The sequence below is a fragment of the Mycoplasmopsis columbinasalis genome (assembly GCF_900660705.1).
In the GTDB taxonomy this organism is placed as follows: domain Bacteria; phylum Bacillota_I; class Bacilli_A; order Mycoplasmatales; family Metamycoplasmataceae; genus Mycoplasmopsis; species Mycoplasmopsis columbinasalis.
This window is the reverse complement of the sequence record NZ_LR215043.1, coordinates 380,309-407,007: the sequence shown is the minus strand read 5'-3', so window position 1 is coordinate 407,007 and position 26,699 is coordinate 380,309. Positions and strand designations below refer to the sequence as shown.

Genomic DNA, 26,699 nt, shown 5'->3' with positions numbered 1-26,699 from the left:
TTTGCGAATTTTGATTCATATTTTTTTCCCAGTTTCTGTTCACTTAGATTAAGTTTTTTGCTAGCAATTTTGCTCTTAACTCATCTGCTTGAGCGAATTGTTTTTTTTGTAACAATTCTTGTCAATTTTTGTAAATGTTAATATCTTCATTATAGTTGTTTTTGTCAACTAAATTTTTATGGATGTTACCAAGAACTTGCGTTACTGTTAATGCTTTTTCAAAGTCGCTGTCGTTTTTATTAAAATCTTTTAACGCTTCGTTAAGAAGTAAGTTGTATTTAGCAAAATCAAAATCTTTCAGTGCTTCAAAAATAACTTTTGCTTGTTTAGTTAATGACTGGCTTGTAAAGTTTTGTTCAAAATTAATGTAAGCTTTAAAAATAACGCGCACATATTTTTCTTTAATTTTGTACATATTGTCGATAAGTTCATCAGTAACGTTGATTTGCGCGGTTAGTTTACTACTTAAAAAAATAAGTTTGAGAATTTCAGCGTCGTGTTTTGCCAAAAAGTCGTTAGCTAAAACGATGTTTCCTAATGATTTTGACATCTTGATACCATCTAAATTAATTTGTCCGGTTCTAAGTCATTCTTTAGCAAGAGGTCGACCATAAATTGCAAAATGCTGGATATTTTCGTTTTCGTGATGAGGAAATGTTAAGTCCATTCCACCGCCATGAAAATCAACTCCGGCTTCACCGAAATGTTTAGCAATCAAAGCACAACATTCGGTATGTCAACCTGGTCTACCCTTACCAAAAGGACTTTCATATTTAATGCCTTCAGTTGTGTTTTTTCATAGCGCAAAGTCGGCATCAAATTTCTTTTGAGAAGAAAATTCTTCAAAGTGCATTTTATCAAGGTTTTGATTTGATACTATGCCATAGTGTTCTTGGCAGCTTTTAATGTCAAATCAAATGTTCTGTTCTGCGTCAGCGTAGGCGCGTTTTTTAGCAAGAATTTTCTGAATATAGTCGGTAATAACATCAAAATTATCAGTTACTTTTTCAACGTGAGTGACGGTGTCAACATTTAATTTTTTAAGTAAGTCTAAATAGTTATTTCCAAAAAATTCACTTACTTCTAATTCACTTTTATTTTCGACTATGGCCTTTTTGATAATTTTGTCATCAATATCTGTTAAATTGTGTACAAAAACGAAAGGCATTTCAAGTGCACGATAAGCCTTTAGAACTAAGTCATAAGTTAGAATTGGGCGTAAATTTCCAATGTGGACATAGTTGTAGACAGTTGGTCCACAAACATAAATTTTTGTGAAATTTTTGTTCATTTTTCACACCTTTCAATTTCAAAAAAAGGCTATTAAATAGCTTCATTCTTAAATGTACTAAAATTGTAATAAACAATTTATTCAAAGGAGAATCTTTTTATGAAAATAGTAGTTGTTGGGGCAAATCACGCTGGAACTTCGTTCTTAAGAACACTTAAAACCGTGAACCCAGATGCTCAAGTTGTAGCATATGACAGAAACACAAACACATCATTTTTAGGTTGCGGTATTGCAATCTGAGTAGCTGGTGTATTTAGCGAACCAGGTGGTTTATTCTACTCATCTCCAGAAATTTTAAGAAATGACTATGGCGTAGACTTAAAAATCGAACACGACGTTGTTAAAATTGATCGGAAGAAAAAAGAATTAACTGTGAAAGACCTTAGAACAGGTCGTGAATTCAAAGACAACTATGACAAACTTGTTTTTGCTGGTGGTACTTGACCAATCGTTCCTCCAATCAAGGGTGTTGAATACAAAAATATTGTTCTTTCAAAACTTTACCAACATGCACAATACTTAGTTGAAAAAGCAAACGATCCTAAAATTAAAAATGTTGTTGTTGTAGGTGCTGGCTACATCGGTATTGAATTAGTAGAAGCATTCCACGTAAAAGGTAAAAAAGTTACTTTAGTTGACTTAAGTGACAGAGTTGTTGCTAACTACCTTGACAAAGAATTCACAGAAAAAATGGAACACAACATGAAAGCTGATGGCGTTAAACTTGCTCTTGGCGAAAAATGTGTTGAATTCAAATCAAACGATGGCGTACACGTTTCAGAAGTGGTTACAGATAAAGGTTCATACCCAGCTGATTTAGTTGTGCTTTCAGTTGGTTTCAAACCAAATACAGCTGTACTTAGTGACGTTGAAAAATTACCAAATGGTGCAATCAAAGTTAATGAATTCCAACAATCAGTTAGTGACGAAAACATTTACGCACTTGGTGACTCAGCTGCTCTTAAACACTGTGTAACTAATGACTTTGCACACGTTGCGCTTGCAACAAACGCAGTTAAAACTGGTATTGTGGCAGCTCTTAACCTTGCAGGCCTTAAAGTTGCTTTCCCAGGTGTAGCAGGTACCAACTCAATCAATGTATTTGGTTGCAGATACGCATCAACTGGTTTCACAGAAGGTGTTGCTAAGAAACATGGTTTCAATGTTGGTGTACAATACTTCGAAGACAATGACAAGTGTGAATTTGTAAGCCCACATGAAAAAGTTGGTTTCAAACTTGTTTACGACAAAGACACATTAAAAGTGTTAGGTGCACAAGTTGGTTCATGAGGTAAAACAGGCCACACAGAAGTTATGTATATGTTTGGTTTAGCAATTCAAAGAGGTTTAACCTTACCTGAAGTTGCTCTTACAGACGTATTCTTCTTACCACACTTTAACAAACCATTCAACTTCTTCTTGGTGCCAATTCTTAAGGCATTAGGCTTGGACTACAAGAAATAATTAATCCTTCGAAAAAAGATGCCTAGTGCATCTTTTTTATTCTTGTCTATTTTAAGTATGAATTTAAGTTTTAAGTTATAATTCTTTTACTTTTATTGCATTTTATGCTAGCATTAAATTTTCAAGAAAGGAGAGCCAATGTCAAGAGTAGACCAGTTAACTTTAAGAGGGCCAATGGTTGGCAACAAACGCTCACACGCAATGAACGCAACCAAGCGTAAATTCAACTTAAACTTACAAAAAGTTACAGTGAATGTTAATGGCAAAAAAGTATCTCTTAGAGTTAGTGCAAAAACCGCAAAAACTATTAAAAGTAAAGGCGTTCTTTCTTCTTTCTAATATCAATTGATTCATAAAAAGCTTCCTCGCGGTGAGGAAGCTTTTTTTTACCAATAATACAATAATATAGCTTGATTTGTCGTACGTTTAGCTTGTAGTCTTGGTTAAATAATAATCCAACAACACAGGTGCGTGGTCAGAAATATTAGTTACTAATTCATATCAAGGAACACTGTTTTTGTTAACATAACTTGTGTTTTTGCTATAAATGTTTCATCATTTTTGTTGTCCGGTTTTAAGGTCTAATCAACCACCTTGTGTATCATAAGCTTTGAGCAAGTCGACACGATATTGTTCAGGAGCGACTGGCGCAATATTTTCTGCGCCTTGGTCTAAATACACGAATTTATCGTAAGGTTGACTATAACCAGCGCTTTTACCGCTCTTTTTGTAAGTTGCAGTTTGTCTTAAAGAGCTTTTATAATGTTCATTAACGTTTTGTGCAAATTCTCGATATGCAGTTTTAATATTATTTTGAATGAATTCTTGAGTTTCAAATAAAGCTTGATTCTCAGCCATGATGTTTGTATCACCCAATAAAATAATATCGTTTGTCACACCAGCGTTTTTTAAGTCCAAAATAATTTTGGGAAACATTAAAGCTTCTTTGACTTCCTGTTCCCCTTGTCCGTTGTACTGCTTTGAAGCTTGTTCGTTTTTACTTGCTGAATTACCGGGTGAATCTAAGTGAAAAGTGACTAAGCTAAGGACATCATCTTTGCCATTAACTTGAAAATCTACTAAAAATGGATAACGTGTAAAATCATAGTTAGTTAAAAGTTTTTTAACTTCTTGACCGTCTTTTTGAACTACACTAACAACATTTTCTTTATAAATAAAACCAAAATCTTCTATTGAATTAGGGAAATTTGGATTCTTGATAGTTTCACTTGTTACGAAGGTTCAACTGTTTTTAGTTTTATTATCACTTCGTTCTTTTTCAAAATTGTTTAATAAATCAGTTATACGTTGTAATTTATCTCCTGAATTACTATTTATTTCCTGAATCGCAACAATATCAGGGCTAACATGAAAAATCGTGCCAGCTAAACCATAAACTTTGTTAGACAAAGCATTATCATTGGTGCCACCAAAATTTTCAATATTTCAAGACATAATTTGAATTTTGTCACCAGAAAAAATTGATTTTTGTTCGTTTTGCTTTTGTGTGTTATTTGCTGTGTTGTCAGGTATGTTAGTGATTTTCTTCAAAATATCTTGTGCAGCATCACTAATTTTTTCTGTGCAGCTTGTTGCTGAAAGCAGAGGCAGAAAAGAAGCTATTCCCGCACAACTTAACACTAATTTAGTTTTTAATTTCATAGTTATATTTTATAAAAAAGATTTTAGTGATTTTACTAATAATTCTATATTTTAGGCACAAAATAAAACAAAGAAAAAGCAAAGAGGTTTCCCTTTGCTTTTAATTATTATTTATTATCAGAAACAGTATAGGTGTAAAAAATTACGGCAGGAGCGTGGTCTGTGAAATTACTTAATAAAGCTGAAATCGGAACAGAATTAGCATCTTTATATTTTGATTCATCTTTCTTAACTTTTATATAGTATTCGCTTGCAAGCATTTTGTCTAGATAGCCACCTTTGTCAGGCGGCAAGAAAGCATCAGCAACATTAACTCTATATTCTTCCGGCTGAGCCAATTCAACATTTGTTGGTCCTTGATCTAAAATTAAAAATTTGTCATAACTGTTTTTGTAATTATCGTTACCTTTGCTTTCTTTTCATCCTTCCCCATTAAAAGTTGTGCGGTAGTTTTTGAGATTATTAGCAAAATCACGGTAACCCGTTTTTACATTTAAGTTGACGTAAGTATCACTTTGAAAAATTTTTTCAGAGTGGTTATCTTTGATGTTTGAATCACCCATAATAATTAAATCGCCTGTTGTATTTTCTGCTTTAAAGGTTTCAAAAATTTTTGCCAAGCCAATAGCTTCTTTAACTTCTTGTGCGCCTTGTCCGCTAAATTCCACACTAGCTTCTTCTTTACCTTTTTTTGCTCCTGGAGCATCAAGGTGAAAAGTTCCTAAGGTGAATTTATCTTTTGAGTTAAGTAATTGAAAATCTGCTAAAAGCGGTGGACTAGCAAAATCGATGCTGTTCTCTGCGTCGAGGAATAGTCTTAAATTAGATGCGCTTACCTTATTACTTTTATAAAGGAAAGCAAAGTATTCAGCTTGACCTTTTTTGTTTGGGTTTTCAGACAATAATGTTTGTATTTCTCAAGTATTTCTATTGTCAGTTTTGGTTTCTTCAAATTTGTTTAAATCCTCAGCTAAATTTTTAGCTTTTTTGTCACCACCATTTTTAACAATTTCTTGCAAAGCATAGATATCCGCATCAATGCGCTTTAAAGTTTCTAAAACAGCGTAATAACGAGGACTTTGTCTATCTGTTGTTGCACCACCAAAAGTTTGTATATTTCAAGTCACAATTTTAATTTTTGTTCAGATTTGCCAGCATTTTGTTGTGAAGTTTCGTCACTTTTATCACTTTTTGCAGATTCAGCGACATTTTCTTCAGCTTTTTTGTCATTTTCGTTGTTTGGGGTAGATTCAGCAACATTTTCGTTTAATGTTTCTTCATTTTTTTCTTTTGTTTCGGATTTTTCAGTTATTGTTTGGCAACTAACAGCCAGTAACGGTAAGAGGCCCCCCTATTAATGTACTGCTTAAAATAAATTTTTTAGATTTAAATTTCATATCACACTCCTACATAAAAAAAGATTGAAAAATCTTTTTTTAAAATTATAAATTTTATGATTTGTTCAAAAAAGTGAGCGCAGTAAAATAGATTGAATTACTATGTATTTTGGATAATTACAATAAAAAAAGGCGCAGTGAGCGCCAGTTTCGTCTTATACACTTTGACACTTGTAAATAAATTTCACGCATAAAATTTATTAATTATTTAAGGGAAAGGAGTATACACTCAAGACAACTAATTAAATTAGTAACCGTTCAACTTGGAACGCATTGAATATATTTTACATTAAAAATTTAAAATTAAATCTTTTTTATTTTTTTATTAAAAGACGCAATGAACAATAGCGCTTGAAGCATATGTTTTCTATTATCAACTTCCACGTTTGTATTATTGACTTTTTTATAAACTTTAAAACCAAACGAGAAAGTACCTGTTGTTTGGTTTAAATAAATTTTAGTTATTTGGGCGTTAAGTGTGTTTTCTTTAGTAACTGGAGTAATTAGATCAGCAACATAATATGCACCTGATTGAGTGTTATTTGCTGTGTTGTCAGGTATGTTTGTGATTTTCTTCAAAATATCTTGTGCAGTATCATTAATTTTTTCTGTGTAACTTGTTGCTAAAAACAAAGGCAGAAAAGAAGTTATTTCCGTGAAACTTAACACTAATTTAGTTTTTAATTTCAAAGTTATATTTTATAAGACAGATTTTAGTGATTTTACTAATAATTCTATATTTTAGGCTCCAAAATAAAACAAAGAAAAAAGCAAAGGGGATTTCCTTTGCTTTTAATTATTATTTATTATCAGAAATAGTATAGGTGTAAAAAATTACGGCAGGAGCGTGGTCTGTGAAATTACTTAATAAAGTTGAAATTGGAACAGAGTTAGCATCTTTATATTTTTCAGTACCTCTAACTTGTATATAGTATTCGCTTGCGAGCGTTTTATCTAGATAACCACCTTTGTCAGATGGCAAGAAAGCATCAGCAATATTAACTCTATATTCTTCTGGTTGAGCCAATTCAACATTTGTTGGCCCTTGATCTAAAATTAAAAATTTGTCATAACTGTTTTTGTAATTATTGTTACCTTGGTTTTCTTTTCATCCTTGCCCGCTAAAAGTTGTGCGGTAGTTTTTGAGATTATTAGCAAAATCACGATAACCTGTTTTTACATTTAAGTTGACGTAAGCGTCACTTTGAAAAATTTTTTCAGAGTGGTCATCTTTGATGTTTGAATCACCCATAATAATTAAATCGCCAGTTGCATTTTCTGCTTTAAAGGTTTCAAAAATTTTTGTCAAACCAATAGCTTCTTTAACTTCTTGTTCGCCTTGTCCGCTAAATTCCGCACTAGCTTCTTCTTTACCTTTTTTCGCTCCAGGAGCATCAAGGTGAAAAGTTCCCAAGGTGAATTTATCTTTTGAATTAAGTAACTGAAAATCTGCTAAAAGCGGCGGACGAGAAAAATCGATGCTGTTCTCTGTGTCAAGGAATAGTCTTAAATTAGTTGCGCTTACCTTATTACTTTTATAAAGAAAAGCAAAGTATTCAGCTTGACCTTTTTTATTTGGATTTTCAGATAATAATGTTTGTATTTCTCAAGTATTTCTATTGTCAGTTTTGGTTTCCTCAAATTTGTTTAAATCCTCAGCTAAATTTGTGGCTTTTTTGTCACCACCATTTTTAACAATTTCTTGCAGAGCATAGATATCCGCATCAATGTGCTTTAAAGTTTCTAAAACAGCGTAATAACGAGGACTTTGTCTAACTGTTCTTTCACCGCCAAAAGTTTGTATATTTCATGTTGCAATTTTTAATTTTTGCTCAGATTTGTCAGCGTCTTGTTGTGATTTTTCGCGACTTTCATCACTTTTTCCAGCTTCAGCGGCTTTTTCTGCTGTTTTTTCGTGACTTTCATCACTTTCTCCAGATTCAGCGACATTTTCTTCAACTTTATTGTCATTTTCGTTGTTTGGGGTAGATTCAACAACATTTTCACTTAATGTTTCTTCATTTTTTTCTTTTGTTTCGGATTTTTCGGTTACGGTTTGGCAACTAACAGCCAGCAACGGCAAAAGGCTCCCCCCTATTAATGTACTGCTTAAAATAAATTTTTTAGATTTAAATTTCATATCACACTCCTACATAAAAAAAGATTGAAAATCTTTTCTTAAATTATAACTTTGGCGATTTGTTCAAAAAAATGAACGCAGTAAAATAAATCGAATTACTATGTATTTTGCATAATTACAATAAAAAAAGGCGCAGTGAGCGCCAGTTTCGTCTTATACACTTTGACACTTGTAAATAAATTTCACGCATAAAATTTATTAATTATTAAAGGGAAAGGAGTATACACTCAAGACAACTAATTAAATTAGTAACCGTTCAACTTGGAACGAATTGAGTCTATTTCACATTAAAAATTTAAAATTAAATCTTTTTTATTTTTTTATTAAAAGGCGTAATGGAACAATAGCGCTTGAAAACATATGTTTTCTATTATCAACTTCCACGTTTGTATTATTTACTTTTTTATAAACTTTAAAACCAAACGAGAAAGTACCTGTTGTTTGATTTAAATAAATTTTAGTTATTTGTGTGTTAAGTGTGTTTTCTTTAGTAATTGGGGTGATTAGATCAGCAACATAATATGCATCTGACTGAGTGTTATTAGGATTTGAAAGCTTAGATGTATTAACGTAAAAGATTTCAGTCTTAGTTTTTTTAACTACATCTTCTACTGACATTTTTTGGGTTTCAAAATCGAAGACAAATTTAAACTTACCGTCGTTGTTTTGTGAGGAGTTAAAAGCATTGATAAGAGCTTGTGCTTGTTCAGTTTTTAATTTTCCGTCTGTGTCAGGATCGATGATCGCAAAGTTGTTAGTATTATTTTGTGGGATTTCAGCGAGCAAACCAAATGACTCTTTAAACATATCAATAGTTTCTTTAATTTGCTCATTATCAACCAATTCATTTACTAATTCAGAAATTTGAGTAGTATCACTAGTGTTAAGATTTTTAAATTTCTCAACTATTTCTTTAATTTCTTGAGTTTCAGGAGTTGTTTTATCATTCACAACAGAATTAACTGTGTCCAAAACTTTATTTACTGTTGGTTCAATATCTTTTTCGTATTTGACAAGAGCTTGTTCGTAATCTATTAAGCCAATTTCTTTTAAATCATTTGCAAGATTTTTCGATTCGGTTACGTCAGTGTCTTTGAGGACTTCAAAAGTATTTTCATACACAGCAAATAACTCTTTCACTTTCTCCTCAAGTGGTTTTTTAGAGTTTTCAACAAGAGCAACAACATCAGTTATTCTTTGTGTTTTGGTGAATTGAGTATCCTTTTCATTGCTTGATGTAAAACTTAAATCACAACTAATTGTTGCTAAAGGTAAAATAGTTGCTGTAGCAATTGGAACGCTTAATCAAAATTTTCTTCTTTTAAATTTCATGCATACAATTTTAATATTTATTTATTTGCTAAGAAAAAATTAGTTGAGTTATTTTGCTTTCTCTGAATGCATAAGAGTTTTTTATAAAAAAAGCAATTTTAAGTCAAATTGCTTTTTAAATTTGTTTAACTTACTACAAGTTACAAAATTAAATCAATGGTCGAAGCGCTTCGAAGAAGAAATCTGTTAACAGATTAGCTTTAATACTAATTGGGTCGAGACTATTTAATTGCGATTTACTTTTGTACACTTCAATTTGTTCAATAATTTGCGAAACTGCTTCGCCAGTAATTATGTCCATAATTTCATATTGTGAATACATTGACCGCATATCTATGTTAGCAGATCCCATTCACCCAATCTTATCGTCGATTACACCACATTTTGTGTGAATAAACACATCTTTTGTTAAGTATAGCTTGAGGCCAACTGCCTCTAATTTTGATAAAAGATTCAGACTTGTTTTTCAAACCAGTTTTTTGTCAGGAAGACCCGGGAAATATACCTCGACAGATACTCCGCCTTCAAGCAATAACTTTAAAATATTAAATAATGATGAAGGTGGAGAAAAGTAAGGTGTGACAATTTTGACAGACTTTTTGGCACTAGTTAAAAGCGAAAGTAAATTGTATTCAATTGAACTTGCCTCGTAAATGGGGCTGTCCGCCACCAAAAGCGAATTAGCGTTTGGTTCAAAGTCAGTGAATTCTGTGTTGAAAAAAACTTTGGGAACACTTTTGATAATGTTTTTTCTATCAAAAATATTTCACATTTTAAGAAACTGCAAAATGTATGCATTAATTTGTGGACCTTCAATTTTGAAATTTAAATCAATTCAGTCACCATATTTTCTTGATAGACCAACATATTCATCGCTAAGATTACAACCACCGGCATAAACTATTTTTGAGTCTATAACATAGAACTTTTGGTGATTTCGATAAAAATTCTGTGAGTATACAAAAGGATATAAAACCTTTGAAATGTATACAATTTCAAAATTAATGTGTTTCTTTAAATTATTTAAAAAAAATCTTTTGCTAACTGTTGTTCGCCCGAAATCATCAATTAATCAATAGATTTTTACGCCTTCTTTAGCTTTTTCTTTCAGAATATCAATAAACGTTCTTAAAATTTCGCCGTGTTTAATAATGTAAGAAATAATAAAAATATGAGACTTTGCGTTTTTTAGCGCACGAAACAAATCGTTAAAGAAATCGCCTGTGCGTTGAAAAATTTTGTATTTGCCGTCTAAGGATATGGTTTTATTTAGACTTTCTAAAGTTTGAATGTGAGCATCAAACACGTGTTGTTTTGTAAACAAACTTGAATAACTTTTCAATTGAAAAGTTGGGTTGGCGTTTAAGGTTTTTTCTTTTTTGTTTCTATATTTGGCTCCGAAAGTTAAGAAGAAAATGTTACCAATAATTGGGAAAAGCATCAAAATTAAAATTCATGATAACTTTGTTGCCTCAGTTCGTGTTTGCAAAAAAATTCAAATCGCAACCAAACTGTTGACAAAATAAGAAAAAAATGTAAAAGCAACAAATAAGTTTTGGTCATAAATGTAAGTAAAATACAAAACAACAATAAGAGCAAACAAAAAGAGCAAAGCTTCTAAAGAATAAACAAGAAAACCGAGCGTTTTTTTAAACATATCAATATTTTATTATGTTCTTTGCTGTTTAAAATTCATCTTTCTATTCTCTTTTATACTTAATAACTTCATACAAGAAAAGAACAGATGATTTAAAGTGTGTTATATTTAATAAACAAGGTGATACGATGGGAATTTTTAAATACTTAAAAAATAAATTCTTTAAAAAAGAAGGCAAGGAAGCTCTTGCAGCCAAAGAAAAAGAATTAAAAGAAAAAGAGTTACAAGAATTACTAGATTCTAAACAACTGGAAAAATATAATGCTGGACTTGCAAAAACATCTTCGCTTGGTCAAAAAATCTTTAATTTGCAACAAGTTCATAAGGAAATCAACAAAGATTTTTTTGACGAACTTGAAGAAATTTTGATTATGAGCGATATTAGCGCTAAATTAGTTTATGCTATTGTCACACACATACGCTCAGAAGTAGTAAAACGTAACATCACGGATGTTAAAGAAATTGGCGAACTTGTTACTGACCAACTTTTTGTTGTGTATGCAAACAAGAGTGTTGTTGATACAACGCTTAATTATCAAGATGGCAGACTCAATATCTTTATTTTCATTGGTGTAAATGGATCGGGCAAAACCACATCAATTGCAAAAATCGCGCACAGATACATAAAAATGGGAAAGAAAGTTTTAATTGCTGCCGCCGATACTTTCCGTGCAGGTGCAGTTGACCAGTTGGAAATTTGAGCCAACCGAGCTAACGCAGACATTATCAAACCAATTAAAGACGGCGCTGACCCTTCTAGCGTTGTTTATAGCGGACTTGAAAAAGCAAAAAACGAAGGGTACGATTTATTACTTATTGATACAGCTGGTCGTTTGCAAAACAAAATTAATTTGATGAAAGAACTTGAAAAAATGTATCAAGTAATCAAAAAATTCGAGGAAACCGCACCCCACGAATGTTTACTAGTTTTAGATGCTACTACAGGCCAAAATGGAGTTTCACAAGCTAAAGCATTCAATGAAGTTACTCACCCAACAGGTATCATTTTAACCAAAATGGATGGTACAAGCAAGGGCGGAATTGTGTTATCAATAAAAGACGAACTTGATTTGAATGTGAAATACATTGGTTTAGGTGAAACCATGGAAGATTTACAAGAGTTTGATTTAGATACATTTATTTATGCGTTAACTAAAGATTTGGTTGCTGACTATGAACAATAAAAATATTCAAGATGTTGAAGTAATTGAAGAATTAATTGCACTGTATGAAAAATACGGTTCACTACTAACACAAACACAAAAACAAGCTTTTCACTTAAGGTTTTTCGAAGATTTGTCTTATCAAGAAATTGCTAATGTGTTAGTTACGACAAGGTCGGCTGCTTATGATAGTGTCAAAAAGGCAATTGACAAGTTAGAAAAAATAAACAATAAGTTAAAAAATAACACTCTTTAATATATAATATAGCAACTTTACGAGCAAATTTTGGAAGAGGAGGAAGTAAGATGCCAAGAGAAGGCTTTACACTTGGATGTACAGTTTGCAAAAATGAAAACTACATTAGCAAAAAGAACAAGAAAAACAATCCAGAAAAAATTGAATTAGCTAAATACTGCTCTACTTGTCAAAAATCAACATTGCATAAAGAAAAGAAATAATTTGCATTCAGCTAAACACGAGGAACTCGTGTTTTTTATTGCTGAAATTTAAGTTTTGTATTTAGTTTCAAAAATTTCTATTTATGCTATAATTAATCACGATTTTTCACTTGTTAGTGAATTTTTTAACTAACAAATCTTAGGAAAAAGGGAGGTATTTATGGCTAACATAAAATCTAAAGTAAAAAGTATAGCTAAAATGGAAGAAGCCAGAGTAAGAAACAATGCGATGAAAACTCGTGTTCGTAAAGCAATTAGAGCTGCTCGTGAAGCTGTTTTAGCTAAAGACGAAAAAGCTGTAGAATTAGTTGCTAAAGCTCATTCATTAATTGCAACTGCTGTTCAAAAAGGAACTTTCCACCCTAACAAAGGTTCAAGAAAGTCATCTCGTTTGGACAAATTTGTAAATGAGCAAAAAAACAAAGCGTAACATACTTCCAGAACTAAAGTGGTTTATCCACTTTTTTTAATATTTAGAGCAGTTTTGCGAAGAATACTGTGTTATAGGTTTATTTGCTAAATCGAAAAACAAACACTTATTGAGAAACAAATTTTAAGTAACTAACACATTTTAAGTGCTTTGTTGTTAGCGCCTATGTCATAGATATATTTGTGATTTTCAATTGTGAACAAGAACTAAAGTGAGTTTAAATCAAATCTTAGATAGAAATATAATAAGAATATCAATCGGAGATATATGAAAAAAGTAATTTTAGGAATGTCAGGTGGCGTTGATTCTTCAGTTGCAGCATACTTACTTAAAAAACAAGGTTACGATGTTGAAGGATTGTTTATGCGTAACTGAGATTCAAACTTAAATAATGACTTTTTAGGAAATGAAAATATTTCGCAAAACATTTGCCCGCAAGAACAAGATTATCAAGACGCCCAAAAAGTTGCTCAGCAGCTAGGAATCAAATTACATCGAGCTGACTTTATTAAAGAATATTGGGATAATGTGTTTGAAAATTTCATTGCTGAATATCAAAAAGGTCGTACGCCTAATCCTGATATTTTGTGCAACAAATATATTAAATTCAAAGCTTTTGCAGATTACGCTTTTAATATGCTCGGTGCAGATTTGATTGCGATGGGACATTATGCCAAAGTTGAAAATGGACATTTATATCGGGCCAAAGACCAAAATAAAGACCAAACTTACTTTTTAGCACAACTTACTTCAGCACAACTTGCTAAAGTTTTAATGCCTTTGGCAAATTACACAAAGGAAGAAATTCGTAAAATTGCACAAGAGTTAAAGCTCGAAACAGCACAAAAGAAAGATTCAACCGGAATTTGTTTCATTGGTGAACGTAACTTTACTAAGTTTTTACAAAATTACATTCCTGCTCAACCTGGTAATTCTGTTTCCATAGTTACAGGTAAAGTTGTGGGACAACACGAAGGCTGTTTTTACTACACTTTAGGACAACGAAAAGGTCTTAATTTAGGCGGTTTGGAAGAACCACATTATGTCTGTGGACGTGATGTTGTGAAAAATATTGTGTATGTAGCCCCTTCATCGCAAATGCAATATTTAACTTCTGATTCACTACTTGCATCAAATCTCACTTTGAACAATACTGACTTCAATATGAATAATTTGACTGCGAAATTTAGATATCGACAACAAGATGTGCCTGTGAAAATTAAAATTTTAGAAGATGGTTGAATTAAAGTTGACTATCCGCAAGGTTCACAAGCTGTTACCCCCGGCCAACAAATTGTTTTTTATGATGGCGACAAATGTTTGGGTGGCGCGGTGATTGAAAAAATTTATTTTCAAAACAAACAACTAGATTATGTTTAAGAGGAACTAATTATGATGACATCGAAAGAAATTAGAAAAAGTTGAATTGACTTTTTTAAAAGCAAACAACACTTAGAAGTACCTTCTAAATCTTTAATTCCGGTAAAAGATCCTTCACTTTTATGAATTAATTCTGGAGTAGCTACTTTAAAAGATTATTTTTCTGGCAAGAAGAAACCACCTGCACCAAGATTGGTTAATAGTCAAAAAGCCATTAGAACTAACGATATTGAAAATGTTGGTGTGACAGCGCGTCACCATACATTTTTTGAAATGCTTGGTAATTTTTCAATTGGCGATTACTTCAAGAAAGAAGCCATTGCTTTTGGCTGAGAATACCTTACACAAGTGTTAAAACTTGATCAAAACAAACTTTATTTCACTTACTTTCGTGATGACTTAGAAACTAAGGAACTTTGAAAAGCGTGTGGCGTGAGTGAAGACCATCTTATTCCTGGCGGCAGAGATACCAACTTTTGAGATGTGGGTAATGGCCCTTGTGGACCAAATACAGAAATTTTTTATGATCGTGGTGAAAAATACGACCAACGTGGAATCGAATTGCTTGCCAACGACATCGAAAACGACCGTTACATTGAAATTTGAAACATTGTTTTTTCAACATTTAATAACGATGGTGAAAACAATTACACCGAACTCAAACAAAAAAACATTGATACTGGTGCTGGTTTAGAAAGAATTGCATCGATTATGCAGGATGCACCAACTAACTATGATTCAGATCTTTTTAGCGGCATTATTAAAAAAATTGAAAGTTTTACTCGTTTTAGATACGATGTCAATAACTATTTTGTGAAAAACCAAGCACAAGAGTTAATTAACCAAAACTTCAAAATTATTGCTGACCACGCAAGAACTGCTGTAAACGCAATTGCTGATGGGGCAAAAGTCTCAAATGTTGGTCGGGGTTACATTATTCGGAGATTGATTCGTCGTGCCATTTATAAAGGTATGCAACTTGAAATTCGCGAACCTTTTATGTACAAATTAGTTCAAGTTGTTAAAGATTCATTGCCTTTTGAATACGATGTAGAACCAGTAGCAAAAGCTATTCAAGATGAAGAAATTTTATTTCACAAAACTATTGAAAAAGGTCGCAGTATTCTTGAACAATTCCTTTCAACCAATACTAAGGAGCTTGATGGTTATTTAGCATTCAAAATGTTAGATACATATGGTTTTCCAATTGAATTGACCACTGAAATCGTAAAAGCTTCAGGCATGACTGTCAACTTAAAAGAATTTGAACAAGCAAGAGCCGAACACGTTCAAAAATCACGTGGTGAAAAAGTTGAAGGTATGCAGAATGTTTTGAATTCGCTCACTTTAATTGAAGATAAAATTGACCAATTTACTGGATATGACTACTTAGATGGAACTGCCAATGTGTTGATGTTGCTTGATTCTGAAAAAGAAATAACACATGCTAATGGTATTGCTTACTTAGTGCTTGACAAAACACCGTTTTATGCAACTTCGGGTGGCCAAAACCACGACGAAGGTTATATGGTTCAAAATGGCAAAAAGATTAAAGTTTTAGACGTGTTTAAAGATAAGTTCGCTAATCATATTCATAAAGTTGAAGGCGAAATTAATAACGAAGACCCAATTGAGTGTTATGTTGATGCCGACAAAAGACTAAATTTAGCACGTGGGCACTCATCAACACACTTAGTCTTTAGTTGTTTGCGCAAAGTTTTAGGGCCTCAAATTGAACAATTAGGTTCAGACATTACTTATGATCGTTTTACTTTTGACTTTCCAGCAGATGAAAAACCAACTGATGAACAAATTGCTGAAGTTGAGAAAATGATGGCAGAAATAATTGCGCGTGACATTAAACGTGATTATTACGTAACCACCACTGAGAAAGCTAAAGAACTTGGTGTTATTATGACTCTGCAAGAAACAGAATACATGGATCCAAAACATGTGCGCGTGGTTAAGTGAGGTGATGTAACTAGTGATTTATGTGGCGGTACACACTTGGACCACTCTGCACAAATTGAAAAATTTAAGATTGTTTCAGTTGAGAAAAAACAAGCAGGAATTTTTAGAATTAGAGTTGTAACTTCTAACAAATTAGTTGACGAATACTACAGTAAACAAGCAGAATTCTACGAATCAGAGTTACAAAACATTGTTGCTAAAATTAAAGCTTTGGATCCAAAATATGACTTGAAGTATTCTTTAACTGGTTTAGATGCAGAACAAAAATATAAGCAAATTCTAGATTTAATTCTGCAAGCTCGCGAAGACTTTAAAGTTGTCAATAAAGAAAAATCAAACATTGAATTTGACTATGAAACAATCGAATTTCAAAGTTTAAATAGTAAAAATGTTTACTTCAATTTTGAATTGCCTGCTAGTCAAGTTAAAGTTATTGCTTCAACTTTAAGAGAAAAATATCCAAATGTCTATATTTTTGCAGGTTCTGAGTCGAGCGAAAATGAAACTTTATTGGTGGTTGCAACCAAAGTTGAGAACTCTAATTTAATCTTTCAAAAAATTGCAAAAGCTTTGAACGGCAAGGGTGGCGGTTCACCAGTACTTGCGATGGGAAAAGTTCCTAAACAAGCAAATTTAAGCGCAAAAATTAAGGAATTAATCTTTAATGCGTAAGTTAGCATTAGATCTTGGAACAAAAACTTGCGGTTTTGCACTTAGTGATGAAAATGGCATTATTGCAAGTAATTTAAAAACAATTCAATTTGACGAACAAGACTTTGCAGTAGTTATATCTGAAATTTCTGGTTTGTTAAAAATTTACGAAATAGATGCTTTAATTCTTGGCTACCCTTTACGTAGTAATGGCGCTAAAAGTGAACGTACAGAAATGGTTGAACAATTTGCCAAAGATTTACAAAAATCTTTTTCATTAAAAGTGTATTTAGTAAATGAATATGGCACAACCATAAAAGCCACATCAATTTTAAAAAGCGCAAAAATGTCAATCAAAAAGAGAAAAAAACATAAAGACACTTTGTCGGCAACTTTAATTTTGCAAGACTTTTTAGAGTATGGCGGAAAGGAATTTGGCAATGAACCAACCTAGTTTTTCAAATCCAGAATCAAGTGGGTTAAGTGCAGGACTAAAATATGGTTTGCTAGCATCTGCCATTGTAATTGTTGTTTTAGCAATAATTATTTGCACGATACTATTTTTAAAAGTTAAACGGATTAAATCAGATTTGTTAGCTAAAGAAAAACAAGAAGCAAAACGAATTATTTTAGAAACACGGGGTGAAGAATTTGGTTTTTTACCCGACGAATTAAGACCCTATTTAGTCCCTAAGATTAAAGATGAAGATCTTGAACATATTGTCAATACTACTTACGTAAATTATGCCGAAAGCGCTTTATTAATAGGTTCAAATGTCGAATTTGAATACGCCTCTTTAAATCATTGCGGTTATGGTGAAACTGCTTGGTTGCCTGAAAAAATAGACAAAGAAAATTGAAACCGTGCAGTCTTAGATTTTCCTGAATTCTTTAAAAAACCACCAAAAATTTTAAAAGAAGAAGTCGGCGAATATAACTTAATTATAGTCGCCAACGCAACACAAGCTAATCTTTATTATTATAAAAATTATTATCAAAATTTACGTCCAAACGGAATGCTTATAATCATTCAAAATTCTACATCACTCAAAACTTTGAAAGAATTAACAGCCTTATTAAAAACTGAAAATATTCGTTACGAAGTAAGTCCTGTGAAAAGTAAATTCCTTTACATAGTAAAATCATAAAAACCTTTATCTCAAAAATTTCTTAAGTAAAATTCATAAATACTCATTCACTCAAAACTAAATAAAGGAGATATATGCCAAACAAGAAAAACGATACGATTTTGTTAACGCAAGATACTTTTGATAAATACAAACAAGAATATCTTAATTTAGTTCAAGTTCAAAGACCAGCAATTCAGTTAGAACTTAAAGAGGCTCGTGCACAAGGTGACCTTTCAGAAAATGCTGAATATGACGCTGCAAGAGATAAACAAGCTTTAATTGAAAACAAAATTTTAGAACTTGAAGCAATTTTAGACAAAGCGCAAATCATTGACCAAAGTGAAGTTAATCGTGACAAAAAAGCTGGCATTGGTGCTAAAGTAACTTATTTGAATCTTTCAAATAATAAAGAATATGTGGTTACTATTATGGGCAGTCACGATTCAAACCCTTTTGAAAATAAAATTTCAAACGAATCTCCAATTGCTAAAGCAATTATGGAAGCTGAAGTTGGTGAAGTTACTGAAGTCGATGTTGCTGTAAAATACCAAATTAAAATTTTGAACATTGAATATTAATTTAAAAACTTAAGAAATTAAAATGAAGGAGTAATTTTATTTATGTTAATTGGAATTAGTGGAATGATTGGTGCCGGTAAGAGTACTTTAACGCAAAAGTTAGCCGAAACTTATGAGCGTTCGATGGTTTTGCGCGAATATAACGAAAATGATGAAGTGTTTAACACTTTTCTTAAATGATTGTATGAAAAAAAACCTAATTTAACTATTGGGTTTCAATCATATGTTGTGGAAAATCATTCTTCAAAATTAGAACAATTAATTGAAGAATTCAAACAAAGCGGTCACAACTTTCGTGAACATCACATTTTTCTCGATCGCTTTAGTATTGAACACTACATTTTTGCCAACGTTAATTTGCAACCAAAAGGCCCTAAGTACTTAGCTGGTTACGACGAATTGTTCACACACATCATAACTCCAAGCGAAACTCCTGATTTGGCCATTTATTTAGATATGAGTTTTGACACGTTCAAACAAAGATTGTTTGCACGTGGACGTGAAGTTGAAATTAAAAACTGAGACAATAATGTCGAGTATTTTAAAAAACTGTATTCTTTATACAAAGATTTGTTTATTAAACAAGCTAATAAATACGCTCTAGATTATGTAATTATTGACACTAACAACCTCACTTCTGAAGAAGTATTTGTCAAAGTGAAAAAAATAATTGATGAATATGATTTTTCTAAGAAAACTAGATACAACGAGGTTTAGTGATGGTAATTGCAATTAGTGGAATGATTGGAGCTGGTAAGTCTACCTTAGCAACGGCTTTACATAAATATTATCGTAACTCCATGATGATGGTTGAATTCGAAGAAGACGATGATGTCTTCAATATTTTTTTAAAATGATTGTACGAAAAACAACCTAATATTGATATAGGTTTTCAGGCTTACATTATTGAAAGTTTGTCTGCTAAATTTCAAAAAACAATTGCTGATTTCAAAGCGCAAGGTTATCAATTCGATAAAAATCACATTTTTCTTGATCGTTTTAATCTTGAACACTATATATTTGCGGCGGCAAATTTATCAGAAAAAAATCTGAAATACTTAAAAGGATTTGACGCGATGTTTCATCAAATTGTTAGTCCAAGTGAAAATCCTGATTTTGCAATTTTTCTTGATATTTCTTTTGAAACCTTTAAAGAACGTGTTTTCAAACGTAATCGTGCAAGCGAAGTTGAAAATTTTGATCAAAACTTACGCTACTTTATGCGTTTACACGATTTTTACAAAGAGATGTTCATAGCTTTGTGCAACAAATACAAAATACCTTATCACATTATTAATTGCAACAACAAAACGCAAGAACAAATTTTTGCAGAAGCGTTAATTTTAGTTGAAACATTTGATTTTAGCCAACTACAAAGGAGATAATAAACTATGTCCCAAATTGATCCAAGAATTGAAAAAGTGCTTTACACACAAACTGAACTTGAGAATAAAATCAAAGAACTTGCCCACTGAGTCAATGAAACTTATAAAGACAGCAAAGAACTTTTATTAGTATCTTTACTTAAAGGTTCAATTCCCTTTTTAGCGCAATTAATCAAAGATATTACAGTAGATCATGCCTTAGATTTTATGGTTGCTTCTAGTTATAACGGAGCAGACAAATCTAGTGGCAATGTCAAAATTATTATGGACTTAAATCAAGAAATTGAAGGTAAAGATGTTCTAATTGTTGAAGAAATTATCGATTCAGGTATTACTTTAGCAAGAATTAAAGAACTTCTGTCAGTAAGAAAACCTAAGTCTTTGAAAATTTTAACTTTGTTAGACAAAAAAATGAATCGTAAATATCCAATTGAACCTGATATGTATGGTTTTTCGGTGCCAGATGAATTTTTAGTTGGCTTTGGTTTGGACTATAAAGAAAAATTACGCAATATCCCTTATGTTGGTGTATTTAATAAAAAGTATTTGTAATTAATTTTTAAAGTAAGAGCACAAAAAGTTGTGCTTTTTATTTTCAAATTTTTCACTTTTTAATAAAAACTAAGTGAAGGGAATTAAAACAGCTAAAATCCAATTCTAAATTAAAAGTTGTTCCAATTAATTCATTAAAAATTAAATCAACGTAAATTTAGTGTTTGCATTTTATGCCTATAAAATAGTCTTTTTTGGAAAAATCAGTAAATTAATTCTCAAAAAACGACATAAAAAAATGGCGTCCGCAACAGGAATCGAACCTGCCACCCCAAGCTTAGGAGGCTTGTGCTCTATCCTACTGAGCTATACGGACAAACCTATGTAATATTATTACATTTTCGGCCATTTAAGGCAATAAAAAATGGCGATCACGAGAGGATTCGAACCTCTGACAACAAGCTTAGAAGGCTTGTGCTCTATCCTACTGAGCTACGCGACCACGCACAAGTTATTATATAACAATTTATAAAAATAATATTAAAATGACTGCATAGCAAGACACAGTCATTTCGAGTAAATTTAGTTATAAAATTATTAGAAACCAGTAAAATCTGGAATTTCGTCAAAGTTTTCAACTTTGTTTCCCAGTGATACCTCAATGGTTCAAACGATTGGTTTTTTGCTTACCATTTTTAATGGTTTAAAAGTGACGTCATCAACAGAATATTCGGTACTTTTGCTTATTTGTTTCTTAGTGCGATTTTCTAAAAAAGTTTTCAGTGGCAATGAAAGTTCTTTTTTCGAAATATTCATTTGCACTTCAAGTTCTTTAAGAATTTCCTTCATTGGTACGTTGCTAAGCACGTGGTAAAGCTCTAAACTAATAGCAGAAATTTCTTTCCATTCGTCTTCATCGTGCTCGTCGTAAATTTCGCCGACAATTTCTTCGAGAATATCTTCAATAGTAATAATTCCTATAACATCAGCTGATGCGTTGTTATCTGTCACAAAGGCCATTTGCGCTTTATGCCTACGCAATACCTCTAAAGCTTTCGCGAGCGAAATATTGGCGCTGATAGTAGGCGCACTTTTAATGTGTTTACTTAAACTCCCACGCGTGGCGTAAAAAATATCTTTGAGCAACACAATACCTAAAAAATTACCATCTTTGTTACGGACTGGTAGCCTACTATAGTTAGTTTCTTTAAAAACTTCTTGAGCATGTGTGATGTTGTCATCGATGTCGAGAAAAGTTACGTCTTTAACCTTAACGAAATGACGGCGAACTTTCACACTGTCTAAGTCTAAGGCATTTTGTGCCATTTTACTTTCATTGGTTTCTAGCACACCCTCATTTTGAGCAACATCAATTAAGTTTTTGACATCTTCTTCGGTGTTGGTGATGTAAATTTTCTTGCCAATTTTACTAATTGGAAAGGTAAAAATTCAAAAAAGATAGTAAAAGTAAACTAATGGGTAGCATAAAGTTTGGGCAGTTCAAATGGGATGATATTTAGCAATAATTTTGGGAATAATTTCACCAAAAATCACCAAAATTGGTGTCATTACAACGGTGGATATTAGTACGTTATAGTCTCCGACGTTAACATGAGCACTAAAAATATAGGAAATTAAAGAGGAAGCAGCAATGTTAACTAAGTTGTTGCAAATTAAAATAGTTGCTAAGGTTTGGTTGAAATATTTATGTTGTGCTTTAATGAGTTTGTAACCAAATTTTTTCTTAGCTACTAAGGTCTCAATTTTGCCTGGGTTAAGCGAAGTATAAGCAGTTTCGGCAGCACTAAAAATGCTACTACCTATAATTAAAAGCACAAGTAAAATCACTAAAATTACAAGTCCCATTATAAGTACACTTCCTCAGGACGAACGCGCCCACTAATTTGGTCAGCTAATTTTTGTAAGTCCATATCTAAAAAGCGACCTTGCGCTAAGTTGAAGAGTAACGGAATATCGTCTCTAGAACCATTTCTATTTTTGGCTACAATCAAGTTCACCACAGTAATGTCGCGTGCTTCTTGTTCAGCTTCAGATAAATTGGTTGGATTTTCTTGCGGATTATTTTTAGGACGTTCGTAATAACTATCGCGGTAGAGAAACATTACCACGTCAGCATCTTGTTCGATGGCGCCAGATTCACGCAAGTCGGCAAGAAGTGGTCGTTTGTCTTCACGACGTTCCACTTCACGTGAGAGCTGTGACAGTGCAATCACGGGAATGTGGAGGTCTTTGGCTAGTAACTTGAGTGCCCGCGAGATTCTGGTAATTTCGTTTTGACGATTTTCCCCATTGCTCCATCTCTCAACATTAATTAATTGTAAATAGTCAACCACAATTAAGTCGAGCGGGTGGAGTTTGTGTAACCTGCGACATTTTCAGATAATTTCGTTAATGGTGTTAGTACCTGAATCATCAATAAAGAGATTGAGTTTATCAATTTCTTTGGTTTTTTTGGTGTAAATATACATCATTTCTTGGTCAGTGAGATGTTTAGCTTCTTTCAGTTTGTTACCATTAATACCCGTCAAAATACTATAAATCCGTCCCATTAATTGTTCGGGGCTCATTTCAAGTGAAAAGAAGGCCACGTTGTGGTGTTTGTTTGGGTCGTTTTCTTGAAATTTTAACTTGGCAACATTTAAAGCAATGTTCAAGGCGAATGCGGTTTTACCCATACCTGGCCGGGCTGCCAGAATGATGAGTTCATTAGGCTGCATTCCCTGGTTGAGTGCATCGTATTTACGGTAACCAGTTGGCACACCAGTAATTTCAGCAGTAGCATTGTGCCGTTTTTCTAAGTTCGCAAAGTATTCGTCACTAACTTTTTTAGCTGTGGCAAAGTCAGCACCAAAATTACGACGGCCTAGGTCGTACATCAAATTATTGAGTTCATCTTGCAGTTTAGCCGGTTCAGCGGCAGGATTGCCTTGAATTTGGTTTAACACAGAAACTAAACCAGCTTGCATTTTACGTAAAATGGTTAAGCGTTCGAGTTCTTGTAAATAGTAAGTAATGTTGCCTTCAAAGGTGTTACTTACTACTAATGAGTTGAGTAAACTGAGATCAACTTTGTTGTAACCGTACTTTTTAGCAAACTCAAGTACGGAAATAGTGTTGATAAGTTGGTTAGTATCAAAAAGGGCCTTGAAGATGTTGAAAAGCAACTGATATTCAGCAGTAAAAAAATCATCTTCTTCAAGGTAAGGGATTAAATTGTAAGCGTTCCGTTGATTTTCGAAAATTAAAGCCAACACTTGTTTTTCAAGTGTTGGGTTATTTGTTATGTTAGCAACAACATTGTTTGTTACAACACTTTGGCCTGCAACAAAATTAGCGCGTTGCGTATTTGGAGTATTTTTGTCGCTTGTGTTGCGGCCAAAAGTTTTAAATTTGGATGAACCACTGGGGTAACCACTATTATCTTGCATTAATTGTTATAACCACCTTTACTTGGGCAACGATGTCTTTGTATACGATCACATCAATTAAGTGTGTACCGTTTGAAACTAAGTGCACTTTTTGCACAGCGTGTTTGTCAAGTTTGTAACCACGTGCAGTTAATTCTTTCACAATTTCTTTGGTTGAAACTGCGTTGTGCACGTTTAAGTTACCGTTGGCATCAATTTTAGCATCAAGCACATACTCAAAGGTTTCTTGTTCAAGTTTGGCTTTGAGTTCGTTAGCTTGTGCCCGTGCTGCCATTTCGTCAGCAACAAAATTGCTGAGTCTTTTTTCAAGATCACGAGCAGTTTTAGCGTTGTAAGGTACACCAAAACCTTGTGGAATTAAGTAGTTAGCACCATAGCCATTAGCTACTTCGATGATGGTATTTGCTTTACCATCTTTGCAGTCTTTAATTAAAATTACTTTCATTTTTCACACTCACTATAGCTTGTTTTAGATTATCGATAAAAATTGGGAGGCTTTCATTGGAAACTGCAGCGGCCATACCAAAGTGGCCACCACCTCCAACAGTTTCTGCGATGATTTGGACATTGGTGTCAATGCCTCGTGCTGAAAGTTTGTAACTTTGTTTTTTTTCCTTGCGCGCTACCACAAAGGAAGCTTTGCGGCCGCTGATGCGCAGAATCTCTTCAGCAGCGATCGAAATAACATCATCCGGTAAAGAAACATCTTTGTAAGCAAGGAAAAAGCCAGGTTTGACTTCCTCAACAGTTTGCAGAATGTCAGCTACTTTAGCATAGGTTTCTGCATCAATTTTGAGGATACTTGCACTCCTAATTGCATTTGCGCCCTTGCTTTGAAGTCAAGAGGCAGCTTCAAATGTTTTAAAAGTTGTGTGCTTTTGAAATTGTAAAGTATCTAGGTAAATTCCGTTCAAAAGCATTTGAATTATTTTTGGATAGTATTCAATTGTTTTGGTCACAAACATCAAAATTTCAGTCACAATTTCACTTGCGCTTGATGCTGATGGGTCAACATAACGATTTTCGCGCGGGGCAAAATCAATTGGTTGACTGAGTCTGTGATGGTCAAGAATAAGCACATTTGAATTTTTAGCATTAGTTAATAACTCGGGAAAATCAGTCCGGTTCGGATGAGAGTTATCAACTAAGAAAATCAGAGTTTGGTCATCGATTTCGAGTTTTTTGTTGTCACTTTTTAAGTGGTGACTCTTAATAAAAATATCGTTGCTTTCACCAAAATATTCACGCATCACATTTTTGGTTGTTACGTCTTGCGTCGAAGTACAAATATACGCATCTTTATTATAATTTCGCGCCAACATATAAATACCAAGAGCAGAACCAAGAGCATCTAAATCGGCGTTAGCGTGTCCGAAAATAATAACCTTAGTGATATCTTCACTTGCCAAACGCGACTCAATTAATTTTGTTAAAGTTTTAATTTTTGTCCGGTCAACACTTGGCAAGATTTCACGCGTAGAACCAAAATATTTTGCTGATTCAATGTTTGAGAAAATTGCAATTTGATCACCACCACGGCTTTGTGCCTGCAACAATGCCTTTTTAGCGTTTTCCATTTTTTCATTCAAACTATCTGTACCATAAGCGAAACCAGCAGATACAGAAAGCATCATATTTGGATCACTGAATTTAATGGAGTTATGTAACTCCCTAAAAAATTCAAAATTTTCTTCGCGCATTAAATCGAGTACGCTTTTGTTAGTAATGATTAAAAATTTATTGTTGCTATATTGTCGATAAACTAAATCAAAACGTTCAACTAAAGTATCAAGAGCTCTAATAACTTCACGATTCAAACCTGAAAATTGTTCTACTGAAAGCAATGATTGGTAAAGTTGATAATTATCTATTTCAACTTCTCCTACAACTGAAAGTGCTTTTTCGTAACTACGAACAATGTTTTTTTCTTCAGTAACATCTCTAATGCTAATTGCATTTTCTATATCTCAATTATTTACAATGTAGTGTTTATTTTTGTAACTGAATGTATATTCTTGATAAATATTATTCTTGTCGAAAGACATCTTATCAATATTTTGACTATCGTCAGCAGTCTTGAGTTCATCAAAAAACATTTTCATTGTTTTGCCGACTAACTTATTTCCGAATCTTTTTTCTATAAAAGAACTAGTTCATTGAATTGTTTCGTTTAAGTCGTAAATGATTATTCCTAAGTTGTTTTTTAAAATTATTTTATCGATAAAATTTCCAAACGATTGGCTAGAAGAAATATATCTTCGATTTGCATCTTTGAACAAAATTCAAAGCGCATAAATTCCTATGCATTGAAATAGAAGCACCAGTGGAGCAACCCAAATTAATGATGATTGTTGATAAAGAACAAGCAAAACAATACTTACTATGAAAAGTAGAAAGCAAGTAATAAAAAAAACTATTTTGACTGCGGTTTTTGATTTACTTATTGATTTCATTGTTATGCTGTTCCTAGGATACTAATTATATATATGTATACATATTATATTATCTAATCGATTATGCTATATATAGCTGATCGAATATATTATATAGAGCTAATCAATAATAAAACAGAACAGCATAAAATGCTGTTCTTTGATGTTTGCTTCTATAATCTAATCTTGTTAACACAAAAACTTAAAAATTTAATGTTTATTCTGCTAGTAAAATA

Annotated in this window: 25 protein-coding genes and 2 tRNA genes; 14 read left to right on the top strand and 13 right to left on the bottom strand. The window is 32.6% G+C overall.

Annotated features, from left to right (window positions below):
- Nucleotides 1-43: 43 nt before the first annotated feature.
- Entirely contained in the window at nt 44-1,291 is a 1,248-nt protein-coding gene (locus EXC55_RS01620; protein ID WP_129622953.1) for a class I tRNA ligase family protein, read from the bottom strand.
- Nucleotides 1,292-1,390: 99 nt separating this feature from the next.
- Between EXC55_RS01620 and EXC55_RS01615 the strand changes: the two genes are divergently transcribed.
- Both EXC55_RS01615 and rpmB read left to right on the top strand, forming a co-directional pair.
- Nucleotides 1,391-2,755: an FAD-dependent oxidoreductase gene (locus EXC55_RS01615; RefSeq protein WP_129622952.1), complete on the top strand. Its 1,365-nt coding sequence runs from the start codon at nt 1,391-1,393 to the stop codon at nt 2,753-2,755.
- Nucleotides 2,756-2,893: 138 nt separating this feature from the next.
- Complete coding sequence (gene rpmB / locus EXC55_RS01610; protein WP_129622951.1) at nt 2,894-3,094, top strand: 50S ribosomal protein L28; 201 nt, start codon at nt 2,894-2,896, stop codon at nt 3,092-3,094.
- Nucleotides 3,095-3,181: 87 nt separating this feature from the next.
- On the opposite strand, the gene EXC55_RS01605 is transcribed toward rpmB, so the two are convergent.
- The 6 genes from EXC55_RS01605 to EXC55_RS01580 all read right to left on the bottom strand — a co-directional run bounded on the left by EXC55_RS01605 (nt 3,182) and on the right by EXC55_RS01580 (nt 10,943).
- Entirely contained in the window at nt 3,182-4,417 is a 1,236-nt protein-coding gene (locus EXC55_RS01605) for an MnuA family membrane nuclease (RefSeq protein WP_129622950.1), read from the bottom strand.
- A gap of 107 nt (nt 4,418-4,524) precedes the next feature.
- Nucleotides 4,525-5,544, bottom strand: a complete 1,020-nt coding sequence (locus EXC55_RS01600; RefSeq protein ID WP_129622949.1) for an endonuclease/exonuclease/phosphatase family protein — start codon at nt 5,542-5,544, stop codon at nt 4,525-4,527.
- Nucleotides 5,545-6,117: 573 nt separating this feature from the next.
- A complete protein-coding gene (locus EXC55_RS01595) occupies nt 6,118-6,504 on the bottom strand; it encodes a hypothetical protein (RefSeq protein WP_129622948.1) in 387 nt (128 codons plus the stop codon).
- 109 nt (nt 6,505-6,613) lie between these two features.
- Nucleotides 6,614-7,954 carry an MnuA family membrane nuclease gene (locus EXC55_RS01590; RefSeq protein WP_129622947.1) on the bottom strand — a complete coding sequence of 447 codons (1,341 nt, stop codon included), beginning with the start codon at nt 7,952-7,954 and terminating at the stop codon, nt 6,614-6,616.
- A gap of 312 nt (nt 7,955-8,266) precedes the next feature.
- Nucleotides 8,267-9,286: a hypothetical protein gene (locus EXC55_RS01585; RefSeq protein WP_129622946.1), complete on the bottom strand. Its 1,020-nt coding sequence runs from the start codon at nt 9,284-9,286 to the stop codon at nt 8,267-8,269.
- Nucleotides 9,287-9,434: 148 nt separating this feature from the next.
- The gene (locus EXC55_RS01580) at nt 9,435-10,943 is read right to left on the bottom strand and encodes a phospholipase D-like domain-containing protein (protein ID WP_129622945.1); all 1,509 of its coding nucleotides are present in this window, start codon (nt 10,941-10,943) and stop codon (nt 9,435-9,437) included.
- Nucleotides 10,944-11,071: 128 nt separating this feature from the next.
- Here EXC55_RS01580 and ftsY point away from each other — a divergent pair, with 128 nt between their 5' ends.
- The 12 genes from ftsY (at nt 11,072) to hpt (ending at nt 20,642) form a co-directional block, all read left to right on the top strand.
- The gene (ftsY, locus tag EXC55_RS01575) at nt 11,072-12,127 is read left to right on the top strand and encodes a signal recognition particle-docking protein FtsY (protein WP_129622944.1); all 1,056 of its coding nucleotides are present in this window, start codon (nt 11,072-11,074) and stop codon (nt 12,125-12,127) included.
- On the top strand, nt 12,117-12,362 hold the full coding sequence (locus EXC55_RS01570; RefSeq protein WP_129622943.1) for a sigma factor-like helix-turn-helix DNA-binding protein: 246 nt from the start codon (nt 12,117-12,119) through the stop codon (nt 12,360-12,362). The genes ftsY and EXC55_RS01570 overlap by 11 nt, the downstream gene beginning before the upstream one ends.
- 50 nt (nt 12,363-12,412) lie before the next feature.
- Nucleotides 12,413-12,565 (top strand): 50S ribosomal protein L33, encoded by a 153-nt coding sequence (rpmG, locus tag EXC55_RS01565; protein ID WP_129622942.1) that lies wholly within the window; start codon nt 12,413-12,415, stop codon nt 12,563-12,565.
- 160 nt (nt 12,566-12,725) lie between these two features.
- Nucleotides 12,726-12,995: a 30S ribosomal protein S20 gene (gene rpsT / locus EXC55_RS01560; RefSeq protein WP_129622941.1), complete on the top strand. Its 270-nt coding sequence runs from the start codon at nt 12,726-12,728 to the stop codon at nt 12,993-12,995.
- 252 nt (nt 12,996-13,247) lie between these two features.
- The gene (gene mnmA, locus EXC55_RS01555) at nt 13,248-14,375 is read left to right on the top strand and encodes a tRNA 2-thiouridine(34) synthase MnmA (RefSeq protein ID WP_129622940.1); all 1,128 of its coding nucleotides are present in this window, start codon (nt 13,248-13,250) and stop codon (nt 14,373-14,375) included.
- A 12-nt stretch (nt 14,376-14,387) separates the two neighbouring features.
- Complete coding sequence (gene alaS, locus EXC55_RS01550) at nt 14,388-17,018, top strand: alanine--tRNA ligase (protein WP_220096549.1); 2,631 nt, start codon at nt 14,388-14,390, stop codon at nt 17,016-17,018.
- Nucleotides 17,011-17,451, top strand: coding sequence for a Holliday junction resolvase RuvX (ruvX, locus tag EXC55_RS01545; RefSeq protein ID WP_129622939.1), 441 nt, complete (start codon nt 17,011-17,013; stop codon nt 17,449-17,451). The genes alaS and ruvX overlap by 8 nt, the downstream gene beginning before the upstream one ends.
- The gene (locus EXC55_RS01540) at nt 17,438-18,145 is read left to right on the top strand and encodes a BC85_0335 family putative methyltransferase (RefSeq protein ID WP_129622938.1); all 708 of its coding nucleotides are present in this window, start codon (nt 17,438-17,440) and stop codon (nt 18,143-18,145) included. Before ruvX ends, EXC55_RS01540 begins: the two co-directional genes overlap by 14 nt.
- Before the next feature lie 74 nt (nt 18,146-18,219).
- Entirely contained in the window at nt 18,220-18,705 is a 486-nt protein-coding gene (greA, locus tag EXC55_RS01535) for a transcription elongation factor GreA (protein WP_129622937.1), read from the top strand.
- Between the two features lie 42 nt (nt 18,706-18,747).
- The gene (locus tag EXC55_RS01530) at nt 18,748-19,422 is read left to right on the top strand and encodes a deoxynucleoside kinase (RefSeq protein WP_129622936.1); all 675 of its coding nucleotides are present in this window, start codon (nt 18,748-18,750) and stop codon (nt 19,420-19,422) included.
- 2 nt (nt 19,423-19,424) lie between these two features.
- On the top strand, nt 19,425-20,090 hold the full coding sequence (locus EXC55_RS01525; protein WP_129623255.1) for a deoxynucleoside kinase: 666 nt from the start codon (nt 19,425-19,427) through the stop codon (nt 20,088-20,090).
- 6 nt (nt 20,091-20,096) lie between these two features.
- The gene (gene hpt / locus EXC55_RS01520) at nt 20,097-20,642 is read left to right on the top strand and encodes a hypoxanthine phosphoribosyltransferase (protein WP_129622935.1); all 546 of its coding nucleotides are present in this window, start codon (nt 20,097-20,099) and stop codon (nt 20,640-20,642) included.
- A gap of 239 nt (nt 20,643-20,881) precedes the next feature.
- Here hpt and EXC55_RS01515 read toward each other — a convergent pair.
- The 6 genes from EXC55_RS01515 to EXC55_RS01490 all read right to left on the bottom strand — a co-directional run bounded on the left by EXC55_RS01515 (nt 20,882) and on the right by EXC55_RS01490 (nt 26,484).
- Nucleotides 20,882-20,958, bottom strand: a tRNA-Arg gene (locus EXC55_RS01515).
- A gap of 49 nt (nt 20,959-21,007) precedes the next feature.
- A tRNA-Arg gene (locus EXC55_RS01510) sits at nt 21,008-21,084 on the bottom strand.
- A gap of 95 nt (nt 21,085-21,179) precedes the next feature.
- The gene (locus EXC55_RS01505; protein ID WP_129622934.1) at nt 21,180-22,448 is read right to left on the bottom strand and encodes a hemolysin family protein; all 1,269 of its coding nucleotides are present in this window, start codon (nt 22,446-22,448) and stop codon (nt 21,180-21,182) included.
- The gene (gene dnaB, locus EXC55_RS01500) at nt 22,448-24,031 is read right to left on the bottom strand and encodes a replicative DNA helicase (RefSeq protein ID WP_129622933.1); all 1,584 of its coding nucleotides are present in this window, start codon (nt 24,029-24,031) and stop codon (nt 22,448-22,450) included. The genes EXC55_RS01505 and dnaB overlap by 1 nt, the downstream gene beginning before the upstream one ends.
- A complete protein-coding gene (gene rplI / locus EXC55_RS01495; protein WP_129622932.1) occupies nt 24,021-24,476 on the bottom strand; it encodes a 50S ribosomal protein L9 in 456 nt (151 codons plus the stop codon). The genes dnaB and rplI overlap by 11 nt, the downstream gene beginning before the upstream one ends.
- Nucleotides 24,457-26,484, bottom strand: coding sequence for a GGDEF domain-containing protein (locus EXC55_RS01490; protein ID WP_129622931.1), 2,028 nt, complete (start codon nt 26,482-26,484; stop codon nt 24,457-24,459). The genes rplI and EXC55_RS01490 overlap by 20 nt, the downstream gene beginning before the upstream one ends.
- Nucleotides 26,485-26,699: the final 215 nt, after the last annotated feature.